The organism is Isoptericola luteus (genome assembly GCF_020297055.1).
Lineage (GTDB): Bacteria > Actinomycetota > Actinomycetes > Actinomycetales > Cellulomonadaceae > Isoptericola > Isoptericola luteus.
In genome coordinates, this window is sequence record NZ_JAIXCQ010000002.1 from 119,374 (window position 1) to 142,724 (window position 23,351).

The 23,351-nt window shown below is 74.4% G+C and carries 22 protein-coding genes and 2 pseudogenes; 9 read left to right on the top strand and 15 right to left on the bottom strand.

Features of this window, described 5'->3' with window-relative positions:
- Positions 1-8 precede the first annotated feature (8 nt).
- The 3 genes from LEP48_RS03610 to LEP48_RS03620 form a co-directional block, all read right to left on the bottom strand.
- On the bottom strand, positions 9-1,103 hold the full coding sequence (locus tag LEP48_RS03610) for a class I SAM-dependent methyltransferase (protein WP_225564220.1): 1,095 nt from the start codon (positions 1,101-1,103) through the stop codon (positions 9-11).
- Positions 1,104-1,232: 129 nt separating this feature from the next.
- On the bottom strand, positions 1,233-2,906 hold the full coding sequence (locus LEP48_RS03615) for a LuxR family transcriptional regulator (protein WP_225564221.1): 1,674 nt from the start codon (positions 2,904-2,906) through the stop codon (positions 1,233-1,235).
- Between the two features lie 27 nt (positions 2,907-2,933).
- Positions 2,934-5,744, bottom strand: coding sequence for a helix-turn-helix transcriptional regulator (locus LEP48_RS03620; RefSeq protein WP_225564222.1), 2,811 nt, complete (start codon positions 5,742-5,744; stop codon positions 2,934-2,936).
- Between the two features lie 122 nt (positions 5,745-5,866).
- Between LEP48_RS03620 and LEP48_RS03625 the strand changes: the two genes are divergently transcribed.
- The 4 genes and pseudogenes from LEP48_RS03625 to LEP48_RS03640 all read left to right on the top strand — a co-directional run bounded on the left by LEP48_RS03625 (position 5,867) and on the right by LEP48_RS03640 (position 8,424).
- On the top strand, positions 5,867-6,964 hold the full coding sequence (locus LEP48_RS03625) for a class I SAM-dependent methyltransferase (RefSeq protein ID WP_225564223.1): 1,098 nt from the start codon (positions 5,867-5,869) through the stop codon (positions 6,962-6,964).
- Between the two features lie 435 nt (positions 6,965-7,399).
- Positions 7,400-7,489, top strand: a pseudogene (locus LEP48_RS18915) (hypothetical protein); the annotation flags it as partial.
- 70 nt (positions 7,490-7,559) lie between these two features.
- Positions 7,560-7,712, top strand: coding sequence for a hypothetical protein (locus tag LEP48_RS03635; RefSeq protein ID WP_225564499.1), 153 nt, complete (start codon positions 7,560-7,562; stop codon positions 7,710-7,712).
- Positions 7,713-7,950: 238 nt separating this feature from the next.
- Positions 7,951-8,424: an HNH endonuclease gene (locus LEP48_RS03640; RefSeq protein ID WP_225564224.1), complete on the top strand. Its 474-nt coding sequence runs from the start codon at positions 7,951-7,953 to the stop codon at positions 8,422-8,424.
- Between the two features lie 59 nt (positions 8,425-8,483).
- On the opposite strand, the gene LEP48_RS03645 is transcribed toward LEP48_RS03640, so the two are convergent.
- Positions 8,484-9,467 carry a hypothetical protein gene (locus LEP48_RS03645; protein ID WP_225564225.1) on the bottom strand — a complete coding sequence of 328 codons (984 nt, stop codon included), beginning with the start codon at positions 9,465-9,467 and terminating at the stop codon, positions 8,484-8,486.
- A 160-nt stretch (positions 9,468-9,627) separates the two neighbouring features.
- On the opposite strand from LEP48_RS03645, the gene LEP48_RS03650 reads away from it, so the two are divergent.
- Positions 9,628-10,002, top strand: coding sequence for a DoxX family protein (locus LEP48_RS03650; protein WP_225564226.1), 375 nt, complete (start codon positions 9,628-9,630; stop codon positions 10,000-10,002).
- 27 nt (positions 10,003-10,029) lie between these two features.
- Here the strand turns inward: LEP48_RS03650 and LEP48_RS03655 are convergent, their stop codons facing one another.
- The 6 genes and pseudogenes from LEP48_RS03655 to LEP48_RS03680 all read right to left on the bottom strand — a co-directional run bounded on the left by LEP48_RS03655 (position 10,030) and on the right by LEP48_RS03680 (position 15,776).
- Positions 10,030-10,452, bottom strand: coding sequence for a DUF779 domain-containing protein (locus LEP48_RS03655; RefSeq protein WP_225564227.1), 423 nt, complete (start codon positions 10,450-10,452; stop codon positions 10,030-10,032).
- A gap of 17 nt (positions 10,453-10,469) precedes the next feature.
- Positions 10,470-11,993 (bottom strand): acetaldehyde dehydrogenase ExaC, encoded by a 1,524-nt coding sequence (exaC, locus tag LEP48_RS03660; protein WP_225564228.1) that lies wholly within the window; start codon positions 11,991-11,993, stop codon positions 10,470-10,472.
- Positions 11,994-12,180: 187 nt separating this feature from the next.
- Complete coding sequence (locus LEP48_RS03665; RefSeq protein WP_308009961.1) at positions 12,181-13,494, bottom strand: GAF domain-containing protein; 1,314 nt, start codon at positions 13,492-13,494, stop codon at positions 12,181-12,183.
- Between the two features lie 79 nt (positions 13,495-13,573).
- Positions 13,574-13,762: pseudogene (locus tag LEP48_RS03670) on the bottom strand (DUF3175 domain-containing protein); the annotation flags it as partial.
- Between the two features lie 62 nt (positions 13,763-13,824).
- The gene (locus LEP48_RS03675) at positions 13,825-14,802 is read right to left on the bottom strand and encodes a bile acid:sodium symporter family protein (protein ID WP_225564229.1); all 978 of its coding nucleotides are present in this window, start codon (positions 14,800-14,802) and stop codon (positions 13,825-13,827) included.
- A 101-nt stretch (positions 14,803-14,903) separates the two neighbouring features.
- Positions 14,904-15,776 carry an SDR family oxidoreductase gene (locus tag LEP48_RS03680; protein WP_225564230.1) on the bottom strand — a complete coding sequence of 291 codons (873 nt, stop codon included), beginning with the start codon at positions 15,774-15,776 and terminating at the stop codon, positions 14,904-14,906.
- Positions 15,777-15,918: 142 nt separating this feature from the next.
- Here LEP48_RS03680 and LEP48_RS03685 point away from each other — a divergent pair, with 142 nt between their 5' ends.
- Positions 15,919-16,326 carry a winged helix-turn-helix transcriptional regulator gene (locus tag LEP48_RS03685; RefSeq protein ID WP_225564231.1) on the top strand — a complete coding sequence of 136 codons (408 nt, stop codon included), beginning with the start codon at positions 15,919-15,921 and terminating at the stop codon, positions 16,324-16,326.
- Between the two features lie 2 nt (positions 16,327-16,328).
- Here LEP48_RS03685 and LEP48_RS03690 read toward each other — a convergent pair whose 3' ends face one another.
- The 3 genes from LEP48_RS03690 to LEP48_RS03700 all read right to left on the bottom strand — a co-directional run bounded on the left by LEP48_RS03690 (position 16,329) and on the right by LEP48_RS03700 (position 19,248).
- Positions 16,329-17,405, bottom strand: coding sequence for a hypothetical protein (locus tag LEP48_RS03690; RefSeq protein WP_225564232.1), 1,077 nt, complete (start codon positions 17,403-17,405; stop codon positions 16,329-16,331).
- 2 nt (positions 17,406-17,407) lie between these two features.
- The gene (locus LEP48_RS03695; RefSeq protein ID WP_225564233.1) at positions 17,408-18,559 is read right to left on the bottom strand and encodes an SPFH domain-containing protein; all 1,152 of its coding nucleotides are present in this window, start codon (positions 18,557-18,559) and stop codon (positions 17,408-17,410) included.
- A gap of 188 nt (positions 18,560-18,747) precedes the next feature.
- Entirely contained in the window at positions 18,748-19,248 is a 501-nt protein-coding gene (locus LEP48_RS03700; RefSeq protein ID WP_225564234.1) for a nucleoside deaminase, read from the bottom strand.
- 263 nt (positions 19,249-19,511) lie between these two features.
- Here LEP48_RS03700 and LEP48_RS03705 point away from each other — a divergent pair, with 263 nt between their 5' ends.
- Together LEP48_RS03705 and LEP48_RS03710 are read left to right on the top strand one after the other, a co-directional pair.
- Complete coding sequence (locus tag LEP48_RS03705; RefSeq protein WP_225564235.1) at positions 19,512-20,438, top strand: sulfurtransferase; 927 nt, start codon at positions 19,512-19,514, stop codon at positions 20,436-20,438.
- Positions 20,439-20,562: 124 nt separating this feature from the next.
- Entirely contained in the window at positions 20,563-21,003 is a 441-nt protein-coding gene (locus LEP48_RS03710; RefSeq protein ID WP_225564236.1) for a SufE family protein, read from the top strand.
- 16 nt (positions 21,004-21,019) lie between these two features.
- Here the strand turns inward: LEP48_RS03710 and LEP48_RS03715 are convergent, their stop codons facing one another.
- The gene (locus tag LEP48_RS03715) at positions 21,020-21,397 is read right to left on the bottom strand and encodes a TFIIB-type zinc ribbon-containing protein (RefSeq protein WP_225564237.1); all 378 of its coding nucleotides are present in this window, start codon (positions 21,395-21,397) and stop codon (positions 21,020-21,022) included.
- 164 nt (positions 21,398-21,561) lie between these two features.
- Here LEP48_RS03715 and LEP48_RS03720 point away from each other — a divergent pair, with 164 nt between their 5' ends.
- A complete protein-coding gene (locus tag LEP48_RS03720; protein ID WP_225564238.1) occupies positions 21,562-21,945 on the top strand; it encodes a universal stress protein in 384 nt (127 codons plus the stop codon).
- A gap of 34 nt (positions 21,946-21,979) precedes the next feature.
- On the opposite strand, the gene LEP48_RS03725 is transcribed toward LEP48_RS03720, so the two are convergent.
- Positions 21,980-23,287: a DUF2235 domain-containing protein gene (locus LEP48_RS03725; RefSeq protein ID WP_225564239.1), complete on the bottom strand. Its 1,308-nt coding sequence runs from the start codon at positions 23,285-23,287 to the stop codon at positions 21,980-21,982.
- Positions 23,288-23,351 lie beyond the last annotated feature (64 nt).

The following is a 23,351-nucleotide window of genomic DNA, read 5'->3' on the forward strand; positions in this document are numbered from 1 at the left end:
CTGCCGGCTCAGCGACGCGCCACGAAGTACGCGTTGATGAAGTCCTCGTCCAGCGTCTCCACCCGCACGTCCTCGAAGCCCGCCTCGGCCAGCATCCGCAGCGCGGTCTCCACGCCCCAGACGGTGCCCAGACCATCGCCGTCGAGCCCGAGGGACACCGTCATGCAGTGCATGGTCGAGACGGTGTACAGGTAGGGGGCCCACGGGATCTCGAGGTTCTTCTCCAGGTCGCTGGACGCCCTCATGTCGACCATCAGGAAGACGCCGTCCGGGTCGAGGTGCGCCGCGACCTCGGACAGCACCGCTGCCGGGTGCGCCTGGTCGTGGATCGCGTCGAACGCGGTGATCGCGCCGAAGGTCCCGGTCCCCGCGAGGTCCGCGACGTCGCGCACCTCGAAGCGTGCGTTCGGCAGGTTCCACTCCCGCGCCTCGGCGCGGGCCGCCTCGACGGCGTCGGCCTCGAAGTCGTAGCCCACGAGCTCGCTGCGGGGGTACTCGCGCGCCAGGAGGTTCACCGCATGACCCTGCCCGCAGCCGATGTCGGCGAGCCGGATCCCCTCGGCCAGCCGTGCGGCCAGCCCCGGTACCAGCGGGACGACCCGGTCGATCAGGGCGGCGTCGTTCGTCTGGGCGCTCTGCTCCGCCATGAGGTCGTGGAACCTGTCGAACGCCGGGTAGCCGACGCCGCCGCCCTCGCGGAAGCACCTGACGACGGGGTCCTGGACCCCGGCGAGCAGGGGCACGAACTGCATCAGGGAGGCGAGGTTGTCGGGGCCCGCGGCACGCGTGAGCACGGCGGCGTGCTCCGGCGGGATCAGGTAGGTGGCGGTGGCCGGGTCGTACGTGACGATCCGGGCCGCGGTCATCGCGCCGAGCCACTCGCGCACGTACCGCTCGTGCAGCCCGGCCTCGGCCGCGATCTGAGCGCTCGTCGACGGCGGCAGCCCGGCGAGGGTGTCGAAGAGCCCGGTCCGGTGGCCGATGCTGACCATGAGGGTCGTGGCGCCGGCGCTCAGCGCGCCGAACATCTGCCCGGCGAACTCCTGGACACGGGCAGGGTCCACCGCTCCTGCGGCGGCGGGTCGGGCGTCCGTGGTAGTCATCTCGGTGCTCCTTCGCGCGAGGTCGTTGCGGTGCTTGCGTCCACCACCGACGCTAGGGAGCGTCACCGGGGCCGCGCATCGGTCGAATCATGCAGACGTGCCCTGCCCGGTCCTGCACGGTGCGGTCCCTCAGAGCAGGTCGTGGTCCCGGGCCCACGAGACGGCGCCGGTGCGCGAGGAGAGCCCCGTCTTGACGTAGACGTTGGCGAGGTGCCGCTCGATCGTGCGTTCGCTGATCCCCAGGTGTCCGGCCGCCTGCCGGTTGGTCCTGCCGGCCGAGACTGCGGCGAGCACCTCCAGCTCACGGGGAGTGATCCCGGCGGGCGCGGGCGCGCGTCGCTCCTGAGCGGACAGGCGAGCCAGGTCGCGGGTCGCCCCGAGCCCGGAGAAGGCGGCGGCCGCAGAGTCGCGCTCCCGCCGGGCGGAGTCCCGGTCGCCGAGCGCGTCCAGCGCGGTGGCGAGGTCGGCGCGGACGCGCGCCACCTCGTACGGCGCGCCGACGGCGTGCCAGCGGGCCCTCGCCTCACGCAGCAGCACGACCGCCTCGGCGGCCTTCCCGGCGGCGGCGAGCGCGGTGCCCCGGCACCGTGCCGCCTCGGCCCGCCAGCCCGGGCTGTCGTACGCGACGGCGATCGTCTCGAGCTCGTCGAGGCACGTGGCGGCGCGGCCGGGATCGTCGGCCGCCAGCCACACCTCGACACCGGCCACCAGCAGCGGGGCCCGGTGCAGCGGGTGGTGCACGACGGCGAGCGCCGCGTCGAGCACCGACGCGGCGACGGTGACCCGCCCGCGCCGCAGGTGGCAGAGCGCAAGACCGGGCAGCGGGTCCCGGCCCAGCTCGTGCGCCTGCCGGTAGCACCTCTCGGCGTCGTCCAGGGCACCCCGCAGCCGGTGCAGCTCCCCCATCCGGTAGTGCGCCTCCGCCACCACGACCACGTCGAGGTCGGCGATCTCCCGCACCGCCCGGGACGCCTCCTCCTCGGCCCGGGCCCATTCGCCCTCGACCACCAGGAGCTGGACCCGGTGCACCCGGCAGATCCCGGTGAACATCACGGCGGGCGCGTGTCCACGGCACCACTCCTCGGTGAGGTCGGTCCAGTGCCGGGCGCGTCGGACGTCCGCGAGCTCGTAGCAGACCTGCATCATCCGGCAGTAGAGGTTGCCCGCCCACTCGGGCACGACGGATCCCGTGCGGACGGTCAGCATCGCCTCGTCCCACCGGCGGGCGGCGTCGACGGCCTGCCCCCGCAGCGACGCCACCTGCCCGAGGAGGAACAGGCCGAGCGCCTGCAGCGTCGGCTCGCCGGTGCCGTCCCCGATCTCCCACACCTGCCGGGCCAGCGCGTCCGCCTCGTCGAGGCTCGACGAGCTGCCCGCGCCGGCCTCCGCCAGCATCAGGTCGGCGTCGAGGGCGAGCAGGTAGCCGCGCTCGGGGGCGCCGGGCACCTCGTCGAAGATCCGGCGGGCGCGGGCGAGCCAGCCCGCCCCGACGTCACCGCGGCCACGCACGACCTCGGTGAACCCGAGCTCCAGCGCGACGAGCCCCGCGCGCGCCGGCTGCTCGGTCCGGAGCCTGCGGTACACCACGGCGTTCGCCGCACCGGACTCGTCCGGCAGCCCGAGCCACCAGCAGGCCGTCGCGAGCGCGGCGAGGTCGTCCGTGCCCAGCGCGTCGTCGCTCGCGGCGGCCGCGGCCCGGTACCGGTCGCGCACCGTCGGCCAGTCGTGATCCGCGAACGCCGCCCTCGCGGCGCGGAGTGCGGCGCCCCGCCCGTCCGACGACGGAGCCACGGTGCTCGACATGCCGACGTTCCTCCCCTCACGGTCAGACTACGGACGCCCCGGGCCGCTCACCCCGGAGCCCGGTGCTCCCGTCATCGCCGCCGCAAGCTCCTCGCGCGAGTGGATCTGCAGCTTCAGGTACACCTTCCGCAGGTGGTACTCCACGGTCTTCGGCGACAGGAACAGGGCCGCGGCGGCCTCCCTGGTGGTGTGGCCGTCCGCGAGCAGCAGACCCACCTGGAGCTCCTGGGGCGTGAGGTCGGCGTGCCAGGTGTCGCCCGACCGCCGGACGACCTCGCCCGTGGCGGTGAGCTCCCCGGCGGCGTTGTCCGCCCAGCGCACCGCGCCGAGCTCCTCGAAGGTGGCGAGCGACGCCCGCAGGTGCGGCCGTGAGTCCACACGGCGGCCGGCCCGGCGCAGGCGCCTGCCGTAGGCGAGCCTCGTCCGCGCGGTCTCGAACACGTCCGCCGTCCGGCCGTGGAGCTCGAGAGCGGCCGGGAACGGGCCGTCCAGGTCCTCGTCTGCGGCGACGAGGGCGGCCGCCCGCGCGGCCCGCGCCAGCGCCCACGGCCGCCCCTTGGCGCCGGCCGCTGCCGCGTACGGGCCCACCCGCAGGCGCGCTGCCGGCAGGTCGCCCGACCGGACCAGCGCCTCGACCAGCTCGGGCACGGGCGCGAGGTCGACGTCCTTCATGCCCCGGCGTGCCAGCAGCCCCTCCAGCCCGGTGAGCTCGGCCACGGCGGTCGCGACGTCGCCCACCGAGAGCGCCAGGTCGCCCAGCGCGAAGTGCACCCACGCCTCGAGCAGGTACATGTCGCCGTCGCGGCACAGGGTGAGGGCCTCCGACGCGTCGGACCGGCAGCGCTCCTCGTCCCCTTGCCGGGCCGCGTGCCAGCAGCGGCCGGCCAGGGCCGCGGCGAGCGGGCCCACCTGCCCGGTCTCACGCGCGATGTCGACCGCCAGGGTGTACTCCGCCGTCGCGCGGCCCCATTCCGAGCGGGTCGCGTGGCCGCGTGCGGCGAGGAACAGCAGGTCGGGCAGGTCGGCGACCGTCGCGACCCGGCGGACCTCCGGCACCTGGCGTCCAAGGTCCGCCGCGTCTGCCGCGTCACGCAGGTACAGCGGCGCGATCATCAGCCACTGCCACCAGCGCGGGTCGGCCGCGAGGTGTCGCTCGGCGGCGAGGAGCGGCACGGCGGCGGCGACCTGGTCCGTGCCGCCGCGGCCCGCGAGGACCCGGGCGATGCCGCAGCCGAGCAGGGCCAGGGCACGGACGCGCGGCGTGGACGCGACGGGCGCGAGCGCCTCCAGCTCGTCCGCGAGGTCGACGGACGTGGCCGTCTCCCCCAGGAAGAACGAGACGTACGCCGCGTCGGCGAGGTGCTGGACCCGGTCGTCCGGTCTCGCCGCGTCGGCGGCCAGCCGCCGCAGCATCCCGACCGCGTCGCGCAGCGCCCCCGTCCGCGAGGCCACCCGGGCCCGCAGCTCGAGCGCCGCGCCGTCGGTCGCGGGATCCGGCGGCTGCCGGGTCAGCTCGTCGAGCAGGCCGAGCGCGCCGCGCGCGTCGCCGGCGGCCCAGGTGGCGCGGGCGGCGCGGAGCAGACGGTCGCGCCGGGCGGTCGGGGACGCGCTCAGCGCGGCGGCGCGGCGGTAGGCCGACGACGCGACGGCGTACCCCGCGCGCACCTCCGCCCGCTCGCCCGCCGCGTCGAGCATGCGGGCGATCTCCTCGTCGACGCCCCAGACCGCCGCGGACAGGTGCCAGGCGCGCCGGTCGGCGTCGGCCGGCGACAGCGCCGCCGCGACCGCACGGTGCACCGCGCGCCGCTCGGCCGCGCCCGCGTGGGAGTACACGACCGACTGCAGCAGCGGGTGCCGGAACCGCAGGACGCCGCCACCGCCCACCGTCACCAGGCCGGCGTCCTCCGCCGCGGCGAGAGCACCGGGGTCGAGGCCGAGACCTGACGCGGCGGCCGACACCACGGCCGTGTCGCCGTCGGCCGCCGCCGCGACGAGCAACATCTGCCGGGTCGCGTCGGGCAGCCGCCGGACACGGTCGGCGAACGCCCGGGTGATGGTCTGCGGCACGGTCGACGGCAGGCCGGGGACCTCCGGCCACAGGGGGTCCGGGTGGGCCGCGAGCTCGATGAGCGCGAGCGGGTTCCCGGCCGCACGGGCGTTGAGCTCCACGAACCGCGCGTGCGGCACCGGCGCACCGACGGTGCGTTCCACGAGGTCCCGGGCGGGCCCGGCGTCGAGGCCGGTCAGGCCGAGCGCCGGGATCCCTTCCACGAGTGGGTCGGCCTCGGGCGTCCGGCCCGCGAGGAGCATCGCCACCCGGTCCGCCGAGATCCGGCGGGCGGCGAAGAGGACGGCCTGGGCCGACGGCGCGTCGAGCTCCTGGAGGTCGTCGACCAGCACGAGCACCGGTCCGCCCTCCGCGAGGCGGGTCAGGATGCCGAGCGTCGCGGCGCCGACGGCGAGACGGTCGCCGGGGTCCGCGTCGGCGCCGCGCCGCGCGCCCTCCCCGGCACGCCGCGGGGCGCCGCTCTGCGCGTCCCCCAGGGCGAGGGCCGACGCGAGCGCGTCCGCCTGTCGCGCGGGGAGGTCGGCGAGCAGGTCGAGGGACGACCCGAACAGCTGGGAGAGCCCGGCGAACGCGATGCCGGACTCCGCGGCCGTCCCGGTGGCCCGCAGCACCCGCAGCGAGCCCTGCGCCCGGGTGGCGGTGTGCTCGAGCAGCGCGCTCTTGCCGACGCCCGGTTCTCCGAGGACGGCGAGCCGGCCGGCCTCCCCGAGCCGGGCCCCGGCCATGAGTCGGCCGATCCTCGCGACCTCGGCGTCGCGCCCCAGGAGCACCCCCCGAGTGTAGGCAGCGTCGCACGACCAGGTGGGGCCCCTGACGCGATCTCACCCGGCCGGTCCTTACGGTCGGTCGATGGACGCCAGCGCCCGCCGGCGACCGGCCGACGGAGGCGACGATGACCGACACACGGACGACTGGCGACCCGACCGAGGCACCGCAGGTCGACATGGACACCCTGATGGCGTTCGTGTTCCGCGCCGTCGAGGAGGCGGGCGCGACCCTGAACGCCGGCCTCGTCGTGATGGGCGACAAGCTCGGGTGGTACCGGGACCTCGCGCAGCACGGGCCGAGCACGCCCGCCGAGATGGCGGCCCGCACGGGCACCGCGGAGCCGTACGCCCGCGAGTGGCTCAACGCGCAGGCCGCGGGCGCGTACGTGACCTACGACCCGGCGTCGGGCCGCTACACGCTCCCGCCCGAGCAGGCGGTCGCGCTCACGGTCGAGGACAGCCCGGCGTTCCTGCCCGGCCTGTTCCAGATCGCGCTGGGCACGGTGCACGACACCGACCACATCCTCGACGCCGCCCGCGCCGGCACCGGCGTCGGCTGGCACGAGCACGGCGTCGACGTGCACGTCGGTTGCGAGCGGTTCTTCCGCCCCAGCTACCACGCGAACCTCGTCGGCTCGTGGCTGCCCGCCCTCGACGGCACCGTCGACCGGCTGACGCAGGGGGCGGTCGTCGCCGACGTCGGCTGCGGCCACGGCTCGTCGACCATCCTCATGGCGCAGGCGTTCCCGGGCTCGACGTTCGTGGGCTACGACTACCACGAGGGGTCCATCGCGACCGCCCGCGAGCGGGCCGAGGCGGCCGGCGTGGGTGACCGGGTGCGGTTCGACGTCGCGTCCGCGCAGGACTTCGCGGGCACCGGCTTCGACCTCGTGACCATGTTCGACTGCCTGCACGACATGGGCGACCCCGTCGGCGCCGCCCGGCACGTGCGGGGCGCCCTCGCCGACGACGGGACGTGGATGATCGTCGAGCCCATGGCCGGGGACCGGGTCGAGGACAACCTCAACCCCGTGGGCCGCGCGTACTACGGCTTCTCGACCCTGCTGTGCACGCCGACGTCGCTCGCCCAGGACGTCGGGCTGGCGCTCGGCACGCAGGCCGGGCCAGCGCGCATCCGCGACGTCGTGACCGCGGGCGGGCTCTCACGCTTCCGCGAGGTCGCCCGGACGCCGTTCAACCTGGTGTACGAAGCCCGTCCCTGACGCGCCGACCGCGCGCTCCCCCCTCGCCGAACAGGAGGTTGGCACCGCAATCGACCGCTTGAGGCTGTCAAAGCGGTGTCAACCTCCTGTTCGGCCGGGCCTGGGGCCGCTTCGGGCTCAGGCCGCGTAGCGGGGCGCCAGGGCTTCCGTCTGCGCCATCGGCCTGAGCGCCCGAAGCGCATTCCGCCGATCATCTCTGAGGCGCATGGAAGCGAGCGGGACTGAGCACCGTCGACGTCCTCGCGAGACATCCCCGGGAGAGGAGCTCGGTGAGGTCCGCCGCCTGCGCGAACGGACGCCTCCGCCTCCGGTTCGCATCGAGCTGGGCCGATGGGGCGAGGGAAGCCACCCCTGTCCCTGCCCTGCCCCTGCCCGAGCGGCGGGTAGAAGGCCCCGAGCTCAAGAGATTGCTCGACAATCTGCTCCCCTGAGGGCGTGGCGCGCACCGTGCTCGAACGCGAACATCTCGCGCACCCCGGCGACACCTTCGGGCTGCTCGTGCGCGTCGGCGCCGAGTGTGCCGGCGCCGTGCAGCTCCTCCCCCCAGGCACGGCCCCCTCGCACGGGGACCATCGGGCAGCGCCGCGAGGTGCACGTGTACCACCCGATGGCGCTGCACCCCGACGTCGAGTCGTTCGACGTCAGGCTCGACCAGCTGCTGCGCAGCAAGGTGGCCCTCAAGGATGCCGTGGTCGTCCCGCAGGAGGTCAAGGAGGACGAGCTCGTCTCAGCCCTGCACCTCCGCTGACCTCACGCTGCACCCCTCCCCTTCCCCGCCGAACAGGAGGTTGACACCGCAATGAGCGCCCTGAGGCCGGTATTGCGGTGTCAACCTCCTGTTCGGCGGGGAAGGGGAGGCGGGGCGCCAGGAGGCCCGCGGCGCGGGATGGGTCAAAGTTCCTGGACTTCCGCGCCGCGGCGGAATACTTTCACCTCGGACGACTGCTGTGACCGGATTCACAGCGTGCGAGACGAGAGGCGGAGCCGTGGCCGACGTGCTGGTGCTCAACGCGGGCTATGAACCGCTGCACCGCGTGTCGCTCAAGCACGCCGTGACGATGCTCGTCCGGGGCGTCGCGGTGGTCGAGGAGTCGGTCGAGGGCCACACGTTCGGGCCGTATCCGCTTCCCCGCGTGCTGCGGCTGGTGCGGTACGTCGCGATGCGGTGGCGGTACCGCTCCGCGGGGCGGCCACCCGTCACCAAGGACGGCGTCAAGCGGCGCGACGGCGAGTGCGCGTACTGCGGCGGCCCCGCCCAGACGGTCGACCACGTGGTGCCGCGCTCCCGCGGCGGGGACACGTCGTGGCTCAACCTCGTGGCGGCGTGCGAGCCGTGCAACGCGCGCAAGGCCGACCGCACCCCGCTCGAGGCCGGCATGCCGCTGCGCCTGGCCCCGTTCGTGCCGCCGCCGGAGCACGGGCTGGTGCGCCGGCAGCGGCGGTTGCCCGCCGCTGCCTGACGCCGCCCGCCACCGCCCGCCGGCTGTCTGACGACGCCGCCGGCGCGCGTCGCCGCGCGTCAGGCCAGCGGCTCGCTCTCCGGCGGGTCGGTGACCAGGGGCGTGGCCCCGGTCATGGGGCTGGACCCCGTCGCGGTGAGCGCACGGGAGGCGATGACGGCGCTGGCGAAGTTCGCGTGGCACGACGTGCAGTACCACTCGGGGGTGGGCACCGGCACCTCGAACCCGCCGTACACGACGTCCGGCTCGGCGTTCATCACGTCGTCCTGGAACGTCATGCCCCACACCACGCGCTTGGTCTTGCCGCGAGCGCCGCACCCGGGGCACTGCGGTCGCATCCGCGCACGCTGGGCGGCGACGGTGTGCGCGTGCATGAGGTCGTGGCAGGGCTCGCACAGCAGGTGGACGTCGCGCACGACCTGCTCCAGGGTGCGCCCGCCGGCGGTCGTGGTGCCGAGGCGCACGGCGCCGTCGTCGTGGGCGTGCATCTGCTGCACGTCGACGAAGCGTTCGCACGACGCGCACCGCTCCTCGCGGCGCATGGCCCATCCGGTCACGGCCCGGTGGCCGAGGATGCGCAGGGCGTGCACGTCGGGTGCCGTCTTGCTGGTGCCGCAGTCGCCCGGGTCGAGGGTGTGCACCGGCCCGGTGCGGAACTGGTCGGCGATCCCGTCGAGGACCAGGCGGGCGTGCTCGGCCGGCAGCCAGCCCGACGACCCGGTGTAGTTGTCGGCGCCGTCGAACAGGTCCGCCCACACGATCGGACGGTCCGGGCCGAACAGGTCGTCGGTGACCCAGCTCTCGCCCTCGGTCGCGCCCATGAGCTCGACGGCGGCGACCACGCCGGCGTCGCCCAGGACGGTCACCACGACGTCCCCGCGCTGCGGCCCGTCGTTGCCACCCGGGAGGCTGTGCTCGCGCGAGCGGGTGGCGATCGCGATCGACTCGCGCAGCCACTCGGCCGACCAGTGCAGGTAGACGGACGGCACGAGCCACGCGGGCATCGCCGACAGGGAGGGCAGGGTCTCGTTCTCTCGGGTCACGGGCAGAACATATCGGGCGAGAGCCCCTGCGCGACACCCGGTGGCCGGGTCGTTCCCTGCGTCGCGCTCAGGCGGTAGGTTCGCGACCAGGCACGACGGCGTCGCCGGCGCTCCGGCGGTGATGCTTGCTGAGGGCAGCCGCCACCCGAGGAGGGGCCGGATGGACATCGCACTGTGGGTCGTCGCTGGGTTGCTCGCCCTGCTCTACCTCGCCGTGGGCGTCGTCAAGCTCGTCCGCGGCAGGCGCGGGCTGGCCGACCGCATGCCGTGGGTGGAGGACTTCGGCGACCTCGTGGTCCGGTTCGTCGGGCTGTGCGAGATCGCCGGAGCGGTGGGCCTGATCCTCCCCTGGGCGACCGGCCGCGTGCCCGTCCTGACGCCGGTCGCCGCGGCGTGCCTGGTCGTGCTGCAGGTGCTCGCGATCTCCGTGCACGTGCGCCGGCGGGAGACGTCGCAGCTGGGCATCAACGTGCTCCTGGCGCTCCTCGCGGCGTTCGTCGCCGTCGGCCGGTTCGCCGACGTCCTCGCCGCCTGACCGACGCCCCGCCGCCCGACGCCGCCTTCAGCGCGCGTCGGCCGACCGCTCCCACTCCTCGTCGGTGAGCAGCCGTGACCGGATGAGGAAGCGCACCCCTTCGGGCGCCTCGACGCTGAACCCGGAGCCTCGCCCGGGCACGACGTCGATGGTCAGGTGGGTGTGCTTCCAGTACTCGAACTGTGCCCGGCTCATCCACACCGGCACGGTGAACTCGTCCCGCGGCGCGCCGGGCCGGTCCTCCGTCTCGTCCTGGAGGTCCAGGTCGCCCAGGTGCACGTCGGCGTCGCCGAGCAGCAGGTCGCCGTCGGGGTAGCACATGGGGCTCGAGCCGTCGCAGCACCCGCCGGACTGGTGGAACATCAGCTCGCCGTGCTGACGCCGCAGCCGGGCGAGGAGCCCGGCCGCGGCGTCCGTCACGGCGACACGGGAGATCGTGTCGTCGGTCATGTCTGGTCCGTCGCCGCTCAGAAGAACCCGAGCTTGGTGCCCGAGTAGCTGACCAGCAGGTTCTTGGTCTGCTGGTAGTGGTCGAGCATCATCTTGTGGTTCTCGCGCCCGACACCGGAGCCCTTGTACCCGCCGAACGCCGCGGCCGCCGGGTAGGCGTGGTAGCAGTTCGTCCAGACGCGGCCCGCCTCGATGGTGCGCCCGGCGCGGTACGCCACGTCGCCCTGACGCGACCAGACGCCGGCGCCGAGCCCGTAGAGGGTGTCGTTGGCGATCTTCATCGCGTCGTCGAAGTCCCCGAACTGGGTCACGGACACCACGGGCCCGAAGATCTCCTCCTGGAAGATCCGCATCGAGTTCTTGCCCTCGAAGACGGTGGGCGTCACGTAGTAGCCGCCCGCCAGGTCGCCCTCCATCTCGGCGCGGTGCCCGCCGGTGAGCACCGTCGCCCCCTCGGCCTTGCCGATGTCGATGTACGACAGGATCTTCTCGAGCTGGTCGTTGCTCGCCTGGGCGCCGATCATCGTGTCGGTGTCGAGCGGGTTGCCCTGCGTGACGGCCTTGGTGCGCTCGAGCGCGTCACCGAGGAACTGGTCGTAGATGTCGGCCTGGATGAGCGCGCGCGAGGGGCACGTGCACACCTCGCCCTGGTTGAGGGCGAACATCGTGAACCCCTCGAGCGCCTTGTCGTAGAAGTCGTCCCGCTGCGCCGCGACGTCCGAGAAGAAGATGTTCGGGCTCTTGCCGCCCAGCTCCAGGGTCACGGGGATGATGTTCTGCGAGGCGTACTGCATGATCAGGCGTCCCGTGGTGGTCTCGCCGGTGAACGCGATCTTGCGGATGCGGGGGCTGGACGCGAGCGGCTTGCCCGCCTCGACGCCGAAGCCGTTGACCACGTTGAGCACGCCCGGCGGCAGCAGGTCGCCGATGATGTCGACGAGGAACAGGATCGACGCGGGCGTCTGCTCCGCGGGCTTGAGCACCACGGCGTTGCCCGCCGCGAGCGCCGGCGCCAGCTTCCAGGTGGCCATGAGGATGGGGAAGTTCCACGGGATGATCTGCCCGACGACGCCGAGCGGCTCGTGGAAGTGGTACGCGACGGTGTCCTCGTCGATCTCGGAGATCGACCCCTCCTGGGCGCGGATGGCGCCCGCGAAGTACCGGAAGTGGTCGATGGCGAGCGGGATGTCGGCGGCGAGCGTCTCGCGGACGGGCTTGCCGTTCTCCCAGGTCTCGGCGACGGCGATCTCCTCGAGGTGCGCCTCCATGCGGTCGGCGATCTTGTTGAGGATGTTGGCGCGCTCGGTCGCCGACGTGCGGCCCCAGGCGGGGGCGGCCCCGTGCGCGGCGTCGAGGGCCGCCTCGATGTCGGCGGCGTTGCCCCGCGCCACCTCGGTAAACGGCTGCCCGTTGACGGGGCTCGGGTTCTCGAAGTACTGCCCGCTCGACGGCGGGACGTACTCGCCGCCGATCCAGTGGTCGTAGCGGGGCCGGTACTCGGCGATCGCCCCGGGCTGGCCGGGGGCTGCGTAGACGGTCAAGGGATGCCTCCTCGCAACGTGCTCGCGGCGCCTCGTCGCGCCGCGATGCCGCGACGGTAGACGGCGGCGGGTTGCAGCACCGTTGCAGTCGTCGCCCGGGCGGTAGCGGGCTGGCAGGCGGACCGAGCCGCCGGCACGGGCCGACGCCCAGCCGGCGCCTGACCGGCGCCAGCCCGTCCCCGCGGGCTCAGCCGCCGAGGTCGGCGTCGAGCAGGGTGACGTGGGCGAGCGCCCGGATGGCCTGCGGGCTGCCGTGCGGCGCGGCGGCGAGGAGCCGCACCCAGGCGGCGTGGTCGTCGGTGCCGTCGATGCCGCGCACCCACGTGTCGAGCGCGGCGGGGTCACCGGAGGCGAGCACGGCGGCGCGGACCTCCGCCGCGAGCTCCGCGCGCAGCCGCTCGACGCCGGGTGCCACGGACCTGCCCAGCAGCGGGGCCGCGTAGGCGTCCAGGGCGCCGTGCACGTCCCCGGCGGCCAGCGCGGACCGCACGAGCCCCGCGTCGGTGCGCAGCGGCCGCCCGAGCCGGTACGGCCGCGAGTCGGCGAGCAGCGGCCCGACGACGCGGCGCAGCCGGGAGACCTCGGCCCGCACCGTGACGTCGGACAGCGCCCCGGGGTGCAGCAGGACGGCGAGCTCCTCGGCACCGAGCCCGCGCGGGTGCTCGGCGAGGAGCAGGAGGATCTCCGCGTGCCGCAGCGACAGCGGACGTGGCCCGTCCCCGGTGCGCAGCAGCGGGCGGCCGAGCACCTGGAGGTCGACCGGCGCCTGGTCCGCGGCGGCACGGCCGCCGGCCCCGACGGCGCGCGCGGCGAGCTCCCGCTCGACCGTGGCGACGGTGGCCCGGACCAGGGACAGCACGACGTGCGAGGCCGCGGCCCGCCGGCCCGTGACGTCGAGCACGCCGACGACGCGCCCGGCGGGGTCGCGGATCGGGGCGGCGGCGCAGCTGAGCTCCTGCACGGGACGGGAGAAGTGCTCGGCGCCGATCACCTGGACGGCGCGACGCGTGGCCAGCGCCGTACCGGGCGCGTTCGTGCCCACGCGGTCCTCGCGCCAGACGGTGCCCTCGACGAACCCGACCCGGTCGACGACCCGCCGCAGACGCCGGTCGCCCTCCACCCACAGCAGCCGCCCCGCCTCGTCGGAGACGGCCACGACCAGGCCGTCGTCGGCTGCGCCGTCGACCACGAGCTCACGCACCACCGGCATCACCGCCGCGACGGGGTGCCCGGCGCGGTACGCGGCGAGCTCGCCGGAGGCGAGGGAGACGCCCGGACGGGGGGTGTCGGGGTCGACGCCGCTGTGCAGCGAACGGCGCCAGGACTCGGCGACCACGGGGTCGACGCCCCCGGGCGCCTCCCCCGTGCCGAGAAAGCGCTCGTAGGCGGCCCGCACGGAACGCGGGTCACGGCGCACGCCCGTGCCGCCGCCCGTGCCGCCGCCCGTGCCGCCGTCCGCGCCGCCGACCGCGCGCGCCCTCGAGGCGTCCGACCGCTCCACCCGACCTCCCGACGTCGTCGTCCGGTGCGTGCGTGCGGCCAGTGTAGGGCGCCTCGGTCCCGACGGCCGGGCTGCTGCCTCAGTTCCGTCCGAACGCCGCGCGCAGCTCGTCCTTCGCCCGCTCGAGGACGTCGCGCCGCCCGGCGGGCAGGCTCTTCCCCGCGCGGTTGACGGAGAACGTCAGCATCGACATCGCCGACTGGTACGGCGTGCCCCGGCGCCGGTCGCCGGCCTCCGCGGAGCGCTGGAGGGTCGCGGCGATGCGCGCGGGGTCGTCGTCGTCCTGCGTCGCCCTGCCCGATGCTCAGCCCGTCACCGGCATCGTGCGGCTCAGTCGCGCTGCGCGAGGCGCCTCGCGAGCACGGCGCACACGACGAGCTGGAGCTGGTGGAAGAGGATCACCGGCACGGCGATGACGCCCGCCGCCGCGACGGGGAACAGCACGCTCGCCATCGGCAGGCCGGTGGCGAGCGACTTCTTGGACCCGCACATGAGCAGGGCGACGCGGTCCTCGACCGGCAGCCGCAGCGCCGCCCCGCCCCACCAGGTGACGGCCAGCATGACGCCGAGCAGCAGCGCGCTCACCGCCAGCAGCGCCACGACCGCCCACGCCGAGATGTCTGCCCATACGCCGGCGGCCGAGGCCGCGGCGACCGCGGAGAACACCACGACGAGGATGGTGCCGCGGTCCACGGCCTGGGTGAGGCGGCGGCGCGCGCGGACCCGCTCGCCCACCCAGGGCTGCAGGAGTTGCCCGACGACGAACGGTGCCAGGAGCTGCAGCAGGACGGTCCGCAGGCCGCCGAACCCGCCCGAGGCCCCGGCGGCGACGCCGTCCGCACCGCTCATCAGCCACAGCACCAGCAGCGGGGTCAGCACCATGCCCAGCACGTTCGAGACGGTGGCGCCGCAGATGGCACCGGCGACGTTCCCGCGCGCCACCGACGTGAACGCCACCGACGACTGCACGGTCGACGGGAGCAGCGCCAGGTACAGCATCCCGGCGGCCAGGGGCGCGCCCACCAGCGGCGTGACCGCCCACGCCACCACGAGCCCGAGCACGGGGAACACCACGTACGTGGCGGCGAGGATGCCGCCCTGCAGCCGCCAGTTCCGCAGCCCCGCCCACACCTCGCCCGTGGACAGCCGCATGCCGTAGACACCGAAGAGGACGGTGACCGCGACGTCCGCCACGACGTCGGCCACCCGCTGCACGTCCGGCCCGATCGGCACCACCATGCCCAGCACCAGGACGCCGACCAGGGCGACGACGAACGGGTCCACCCACCGGCTCAGGACACGACGCACCGGGCGAGTCTACGGACCGGCCCCGCGCCCCGGGCGGCGCGCGCTCCGGCCATGCGCTCCGGTCGTGCGCTCCGGTCGTGCGCTCCGGTCGTGCGCTCCGGTCAGTGTGTCAGCGCACGACGCAGCCCGTCGACGAGCGGCGTCGTCGGGCGGCCGATCAACCGGGCGAGGTCGCCGGACGTCTCGGACAGCAGGCCGTCGCCCGTGTTCGCGTCGAGGCCGGCGAGGAACCCGGCGGTGCCCTCGTCCAGCCCCGCGCCCACGAGCAGGTCGCGGTGCTCGTCGGACGTCAGCCGCCGGTAGGCCACCGGGCGGCCCAGGATCTCGGCGGCGGTGCTCGCGAGCTCGTCGAAGTCCCACGCCGCGTCGCCCGACAGCTCGTACACCGCGCCGTCGTGCGACCCGTCGCGACCGACGTCCAGCGCGACGACGGCGGCCGCCTCGGCGTAGTCGCCACGGCTCGCGCTGGCGACCCGGCCGTCCCCGGCGCTGCGCGCGATCTCGCCGGTCTGCGCGGCCTGCTGCACGTCGGGGACGTAGTTCTCCGTGTACCAGCCGTTGCGCAGGAACGTCGTCGAGAGGCCGGACGCCGCGAGCAGCTCCTCGGTGGCCTTGTGCTCCGGCACGACCACCAGCGACGAGGTGTCGGCGTGCGGGGCGCTCGTGTAGACGACGCGGGAGACGCCGGCGCCCTTCGCCGCGTCGGCCACGGCGCCGTGCTGGCGGACGCGCTGGCCGATCTCCGAGCCGGAGACGAGCACGAGGACGTCGACGCCGTCGAGGGCGGTCGCGAGCGTCTCGGGGCGGTCGTAGTCGGCCTCACGGACGACGACGCCGCGGCCGGCCAGGTCGGCGACCTTGCTCGTGGTGCGCGCGAGCGCCACGACGTCGGCGGGCGAGGCGCCGCGGGCGAGCAGCGACTCGACGACGAGCCGGCCGAGGTGGCCGCTGGTTCCGGTGACGGCGATGGACATGCTGGTGCTCCTTCGGGTGCGGGCGGCACGGCCGAGCGCCGGGCCTCCGCCAGTATGCACTTACTTTTCGTTAGTGCCACCCATTACGCAGCATGGCGTGCCCAACAGTGCCCGCGGCGGGGAGGAGCCGTATCCTGGCGCGATGACGGACGCCCGCCCCCTCGAGGATTTCGGCCCCACCGACGCCATGGTGGCCGACGTCTTCCAGCGCGACTGCACGTCGCGCCAGCTGCTCGAGGCCGTGACGGGGCGATGGGGCGTCCTCACCGTGGTCGGTCTGCGCGACGGAGCCGTGCGCTTCAACGCGCTGCGCCGCCGCATCGACGGCGTGAGCGAGAAGATGCTCGCCCAGACCCTGCAGACGCTCGAGCGCGACGGCGTCGTCGTGCGCGAGGTGCGTGCGACGATCCCGCCGCACGTCGAGTACTCCCTCACCGCCCTGGGCCGGCGCGTCGCCGACGACCTGACCAGGCTCATCGACGTCCTCGAGGGCGCGACCGTCGAGGTCGCCGCGTCCCAGCGGGCGTACGACGCCCGCCGGGACGCCTGACGTCACCCGTTGTAGCGCACGTACAGGTAGACCAGCACCGCGGCCACGACGAGGCCGACGATCACGGCGAAGACGATCTTGCCGACGCTGAAGGGCCGCTTGCCGACGACCTGGCCGGTGTTCGCGTTGACCATGACCTGCCACTGCTTGCCCGCGTACACGTAGGTCGCGATCCACAGCGGGAGCAGCACGAGCTTGAACATGACGTCGGCGTACGTGGTCCGGACGGTGCCGACACGCTGCTCGTCGCCCCCGATGTCCTGGCGGACGTCGCGCGTGATCGTCTTGGCCATCGTCGACTTGGCCCGCTCGAGGCCCTCGGGCGGCTCGACCTCGTACCGCGCCGCCGAGAACCCGGCGAGGTACTCCGGCCGGAACGGGGCGGCGTCCTCGAGCCGCCATGGCCCGAGGCGGGCGAGATCGCGCTCGGCGACCTGCGAGGAAGCCGGGACGAGCACGTCGTCGAACGACCGCTCCACCTGCCCCGACACGGGCTTCCAGCTCACGCGGCGCTCCTGCCGCTCCTCGTCCCCGTTCTTGACCGTGACGTAGTACGCGTCGCCGCGCTGGCCCGTGTACGCGGACGACGTCTCGGCGTCGAACGTCCAGTGCGGCAGGTACGAGCCGTGGAGCGACTCCGTGTCGCCGACCTTCTTGAGCTCGCCCGGCGCGAACCAGCGCGAGCGCACCCAGCGGCGGAACGCCTCGCGGGCCTGCGCCCGCTCGACGCCGAACGGCACGACCGCCTCCGGCTGCACGAGCCCGTCGGCCTCCGCCACGGCCACCAGGTGGCCGCCGCAGAACCGGCACGCGACGGACAGGTCGGTGCCCTGCGTGGTCGCGCCGCACCCGTCGCACGTCAGCAGGCGGTCGTCGAGGAGCGCGGCGCTCGACCCGGCCTGGGCGGCGGCCCACGCCTCGAACGAGTGCTCGTCGACGGCGTCGTCGTCCGCGTGGACGATCGCCTCCTGTGCGCCGCACGCCACGCACCTCAGGTGCCCGGTACCGGGCGCGTACGCGAGCTGGGACCCGCACGCCTCGCAGCGCGTGCGGACGAGCTCGCCCTGGGCGTCGTTCACCGTCAGCCCTCGCTGCTCGTCGACGTGCCGGGTGCCGGCGGCATCGGCGGCAGCGGCGGCGGCGCCGCGGCGAAGAGCGAGGCGAGCGCTGGCACCTGCCCGGCGGCCGTCCAGGCAGCCATGCCCTGCTGCCACACGAGCGTCTCGCGCGTCACCTCGCCGGCGTGGACGCGCGCACCGAGGTCCGTCGTCGTGCCAGGACCGGCCTGCGTGCCGCCGACCGCCCAGAACCACGACGGCGTGGCCGGCAGCGGCGGCGGGCCGGCCTGAGCCGCGGGGGCCGACGGCGCAGCCTGGGCGCCGGGCGCGAGCGTCTGGGCCATCTGCTGGCCCATCGCCATCCCCATGCCGAGCCCGAGGCCCTCGCCCGCGCCTCCCGGGTTCGCGGCGGCGGTCTCGATCGCGTTCGCCGTCTGGAACTTGGTGTACTGGTCGAGGTTCCCGACCACGGCCATCTGGGTGCGCTTGTCGAGCGCCGCCTCGACCTCCGGCGGGAACGACACGTTCTCGAGGACGAAGCGCGGGACGGCGACGCCGTACTCGGCCAGGTCCGCGGTGAGCTGGCCCGCGAGCCGCTCGGCGATCTCGCGCTGGTTCGCGGCGAGGTCGATCGCGGCCACGCCCGCCTCGGCGAGCGCCTGGCCGAGCTGCCCGACGATGAGACGACGGAAGTAGTCGGCGATCTCGTCGGTGCGGAACTGCGGGTCGGTGCCCACCAGCTGGCGCAGGAGGGCGGCCGGGTCGACGACCCGCAGCGCGTACGTGCCGAACGCACGGAGGCGGACCGCGCCGAGCTCGGGGTCGCGCAGGATCACCGGGTTCTGCGTGCCCCACGTGAGGTCCGTGAACTGGCGCGTCGCGACGAAGTAGACCTCCGCCTTGAACGGGGAGTTGAACCCGTACTTCCAGCCCTTGAGGGTGGACAGGATCGGCAGGTTGCTCGTCTCGAGCGTGTACGTGCCCGGGCCGAACACGTCGGCGAGCCGGCCCTCGCTGACGAAGACGGCCGTCTGGCCCTCGCGCACGACCAGCTTGGCCTGGTTCTTGATCTCGTTGCCCTGGCGGGGGAACCGCCACACGATCGTGTCCCGGCTCTCGTCGAGGAACTCGATGATGTCGATCAGCTGTCCACGAAGCTTCTCCATGAAGCTCATCCGGACTCCTTCGGTGTCGTACGAGTCGGGCGCGGGCGCCCCGGCGGGCAGAGCATAGCGGCGCGCACCCACGACGATGAAACCCTCAAGGATTGGTCAAACACCGAGGCCCGGGCGCCGGGGCGGCCGATCGTCGGGCCGTCGCGCTCCACGCGCCGGTGACGCGCCGGCACGAATTCACCCGGCGGTCAGTACTCGACGCGCGTGCCGAGCTCGCGCCAGGCGTCGAACGGGGCGAGCGGGCGGCTCGCGCGCGCCTGCCCGACGACCATGATGCTGCCGGACCGCCGGGTCGCGGCGTCCGCGGAGAAGTAGTCGTAGAACACGGCGTCGTCGAAGCCCGCCGCCGCGGCGTCGTGCCGGTCCGCGGCGAAGCGCACGGCCTCGACGCGGGCCCACAGCGCCGAGGCGAGGCACATGGGGCACGGCTCGCAGCTGGAGTAGAGCGTGGCGCCCGTCAGGTCGAAGGTGCCGAGGTCGGCGCACGCGCGGCGGATCGCGGTCACCTCGGCGTGCGCGGTGGGGTCGTTGTCCTCGGCGACCCGGTTGGTGCCCTCGAAGGCCCGGCCGTCGGCGGTCACGAGCACGGCGCCGAACGGCCCCCCGGCCTGGGCGACGCTCGCGACGGCGAGCGCGACGGCCCTCTCCAGGTGCTCGGCGTGACGACGTTCTCCAGGACTGCCTCTCACTGTGACCTCCCACGGTCTCGGCGACGACCGACTCCCGCCCGGCTGATGGCTGCCGGTGTCGGATCGACGCGTCTGGTCGACCACCGCCCGACTCTTCGTCAGGCGGCCCGGGCCCGCCGTCGGCACGACGACGCTAGCAGCGGGCACCATCTCCGCCCCGTCTCAAATTGTGGTCCCAAATGCTGGACATGCTCTGTCGGCCCACGTCGCCGTGTTCCTAGAGTGGCCCTGGACCCACCCGCCCCGCCGATCCTGGAGGAACCATGGCCGCACCCACCGACCCGACCCCGCGCCTTGCCGAGTACGCACACCCCGAGCGGCTGGTGACCACCTCCTGGCTCGCCGAGCACCTCGACGAGCCGGGCCTGGTCGTGGTGGAGTCCGACGAGGACGTGCTGCTCTACGAGACCGGGCACATCCCCGGCTCGGTGAAGATCGACTGGCACACCGACCTGCTCCAGCCCGTCGAGCGGGACTACCTCGACGGCGCCGGGTTCGCCGACCTGCTGGCCGACCGCGGCATCTCCCGCGACACGACGATCGTGCTCTACGGCGACAAGAACAACTGGTGGGCCGCGTACACCGCCTGGGTCTTCACGCTGTTCGGCCACGAGGACGTCCGCCTGCTCGACGGCGGCCGCAACCTGTGGGTCGCGGAGGGCCGCGAGCTCACCACCGACGTCCCCACGCCCGAGCGCGGCGACTACCCCGTCGTCGAGCGCGACGACACCACGTTCCGCGCCTTCAAGGAGGACGTGCTCGCCCACCTGGGCAACGGCCCGCTCGTCGACATCCGCTCCCCGCAGGAGTACACGGGTGAGCGCCTGCACATCCCGGACTACCCGGAGGAGGGCGTGCTGCGCGGCGGCCACATCCCCACCGCGCACAACGTGCCGTGGGCCACGGCGGTCGCCCAGGACGGCACCTACAAGCCGCGCGCCGAGCTCGAGGCCATCTACCGCGAGGGCGGCCTCGGGATCGCCACGGACGACTCGGTGATCACGTACTGCCGCATCGGCGAGCGCTCCAGCCACACCTGGTTCGCCCTGCGCTACCTGCTGGGCATCGACGACGTGCGCAACTACGACGGCTCCTGGACGGAGTGGGGCAACGCCGTGCGCGTGCCGATCGTCTCCGGCGCCGAGGTCGGCGAGGTCCCCGGCAAGGCCAAGGCCGCCCAGGCCGCCTGACCGCCGAGCCCCCGGTCGGGCCCGTCGTGCCTTCGTGCCGACGGGCCCGACCTCTGGCCGGAGGGTCCGACCGGTGACCGGACGGGTCCGACCGGCGGCCGCCCGCGTACGAGAGACTGGATCCATGACCGACACCCCTGCGCTGCCCGCGGCGCTCGCGGAGATCCGCGAGGACTTCCTCGCCCTGCCCGAACGCGAGCGGCTGCAGCTGCTGCTCGAGTTCTCCCACGAGCTGCCGGACCTGCCCGAGCGATACGCGTCCATGCCCGGTCTGCTGGAGCGCGTCGAGGAGTGCCAGTCCCCGGTGCGCGCGTTCGCCGAGGTGGACGACGACGTCGTGCACTTCTACGCGACGGCGCCCGCCGAGGCGCCCACGACGCGGGGGTTCGCGTCCATCCTGGCGCAAGGGCTGTCCGGGCTGTCCACCCAGCAGGTGCTGGACGTCCCCGACGACTTCCCGCTGATGATCGGGCTCAACCGTGCCGTGAGCCCGCTGCGGCTGGGAGGCATGGCGGGCATGCTCACGCGGGCCAAGCGGCAGGTGCGCGAGCAGCTGGCCGCCTGAGCCCTGCCCCGGTCGCTCAGAAGTCGAACAGGTCGCCCAGCCAGGACTCCTTCTTCTTGCGGCGGCGGTACTCGTCGCGGCGCGGGTCGTACGGCCGGTCGTCACGACGACGCTCGTCGTAGCGCGGGTCGAACCCGCGGTCGTCGCGACGCCGATCGTCCGGCCGCCGGTCCGCCGTGCGCCGGTCGGGCACGGGCCGGTCGTCGAGGCGCGGGGCGTAGGGCATCGTCGGGGCCCCCGCCTCCGCCGCGATCTCGGCCTCCATCGAGCGGTCGATGATCTTGTCGAGCTCCCCCCGGTCGAGCCAGACACCGCGGCACTGGGGGCAGTAGTCGATCTCGACGCCCTTGCGCTCGGTCATGACCAGGACGGCATCGTCGTGCGGGCACTGCATCGTGGGCTGCTCCTCGTTCGTCGCCGGACGGGCGTCGCCCGGCGTGCGGCATCGGCGGCATCGGCCTTGTGCACGCCTGAACGTGCCGCGCCCTCCTGAGGTTCCCACACCCTGTCGCCCGGCCAGCCCCGCCGTGGCACCTCCCGGTGTGCGAGAGTGTGCCCATGACGGTGCTCGTGGCCTACAACCCCTCGCCACACGGTGAGGCGGCGCTCCGGACCGCGATCGACGAGGCGGCCCGCCGACGGGCCCCCCTGCACGTCGTGGCCCTGGCACCGCCCGACGACGGCGGCCCCGGTCCGCTCGAGGCGCTGCTGGCCGCCGTGCCGGACACCGTGGAGGTCCAGCCCGTGACCGTGCGGCCGCACGGCACGGAGCCGGCCGACCTCATCCTCGACACCACGGAGAGGACGGGGGCGGTCCTCGTCGTCATCGGGTCCCGCAAGCGCTCGAGCACGGGCACGTTCCTCATGGGCACCACGACCCAGCGCGTGCTGCTCGACTCCCCCGTGCCGGTGCTCGTCGTCAAGGACGTCTACGACGCCTGACGCCACCGCGCGGTGACCGCCCGCGACCCCGGCCTCACCGACCAGCCGTCAGCTCTCGGGGTCGCTGCCCCGAAGCTCTCGCCCGGCGCGCCGGCACCACCAGCGGTCGCAGGTCGGCCCGCGCGGCGCCGATCGGCTCGACCGGCACACGCTCCACGCCCCCCGCCTCGGACACCCACCACGACAGGTTCGGCGCCAGGGCCGCGTAGCTGTCTCGCAGCACGTAGCGCAGCACGGTGTCGGCGAGCCGGACGCCGTCGCGCCAGGCGTCCGTGCCCGACGGCAGGGCGAGCACCCGCAGCCCGCGGCGGAAGACCTCGCGGCCGTCGACCACCTCGTACCCCGGCACGATCCGCCGCACGGTGCTGAGCGCACGGAACATGAACGGGGGCGCCTGGACGAGCAGCAGCGGGGCGTGCGGCGCGAGCTGACGCGTGAGCCGCCGGTCGTCGAACACCACCCCGGCGGCGCGCAGCTCGTCCGCCATCCACTGCAGGGACAGGTCGGACAGCCCGCAGCGTGCGCCGCCGCCTCCGACGTCACCGTGCGTCCCGGGGAACCACACCTGCTCGACGCGGCCCGGCGGGTCGTCGTCGGGCACGCTCCACAGGCACGGCGCGAAGGTGATCCGGCGCTCGTCGATGGCGAGGGCCTGCCGGGCCGTCTGCACGATCGAGCCGAGGGAGACGTCGTGGAAGCGGTTCTGGCGCCGCGACGGCCCCGGCACCCCGAGCGCGCCGACGGTGTCGAAGACGCCGAGGAAGCGCACCGGGACGGCGTGGCCGTGCGCGGCCTTGAACGTCGCCTTCGCCGCCCGGACCTCGTCACCCCGGCGCAGGACGGCGTCGGCGCGGCGTCGCCGCCACGACCCGGGACGGGTCCGCTCCACCGCGCGCTCGGCGGCGGCGACACGGCGCGGCGTGGGCGGCTTGAGCCGGTAGACGCGCTCGGCCTCGCAGAGGAGGCCCTCGTCGACCGCGTCGGCGCGCAGCAGCCCCACCTGGGACAGCATCCCGACGATGCTGCGGGCCGTGTACGCGCCCCGGGAGTACCCGACGACGACGATCTCGTCGCCCGGGCGATAGTTCATGGTCAGGAACCGGTAGCCGTCGACGACGTTGCGCGTGAAACCGTAGCCGAACGCACCGCCCAGGAGCTGGTCGACGAGGTAGCCGCGGGCGCCGACGCCCGGCACGTAGCCCACGACCTGCGAGACGCTCTGGCCGCCGGGCCCGGCGCACTCGCCGACCCGCACCGCTCGCGCGAGCTTCTCGATGTTCGACACCTGGTCGTTCACCGCGTGGTTCCACGTGCCGTCACAGCACAGCACCAGTCGTCTCATGATGGTCCCTCCACCCTTGACGGAGGCGGCCCGGAACCATCCTGATACCGCTCGACCGGCGCGG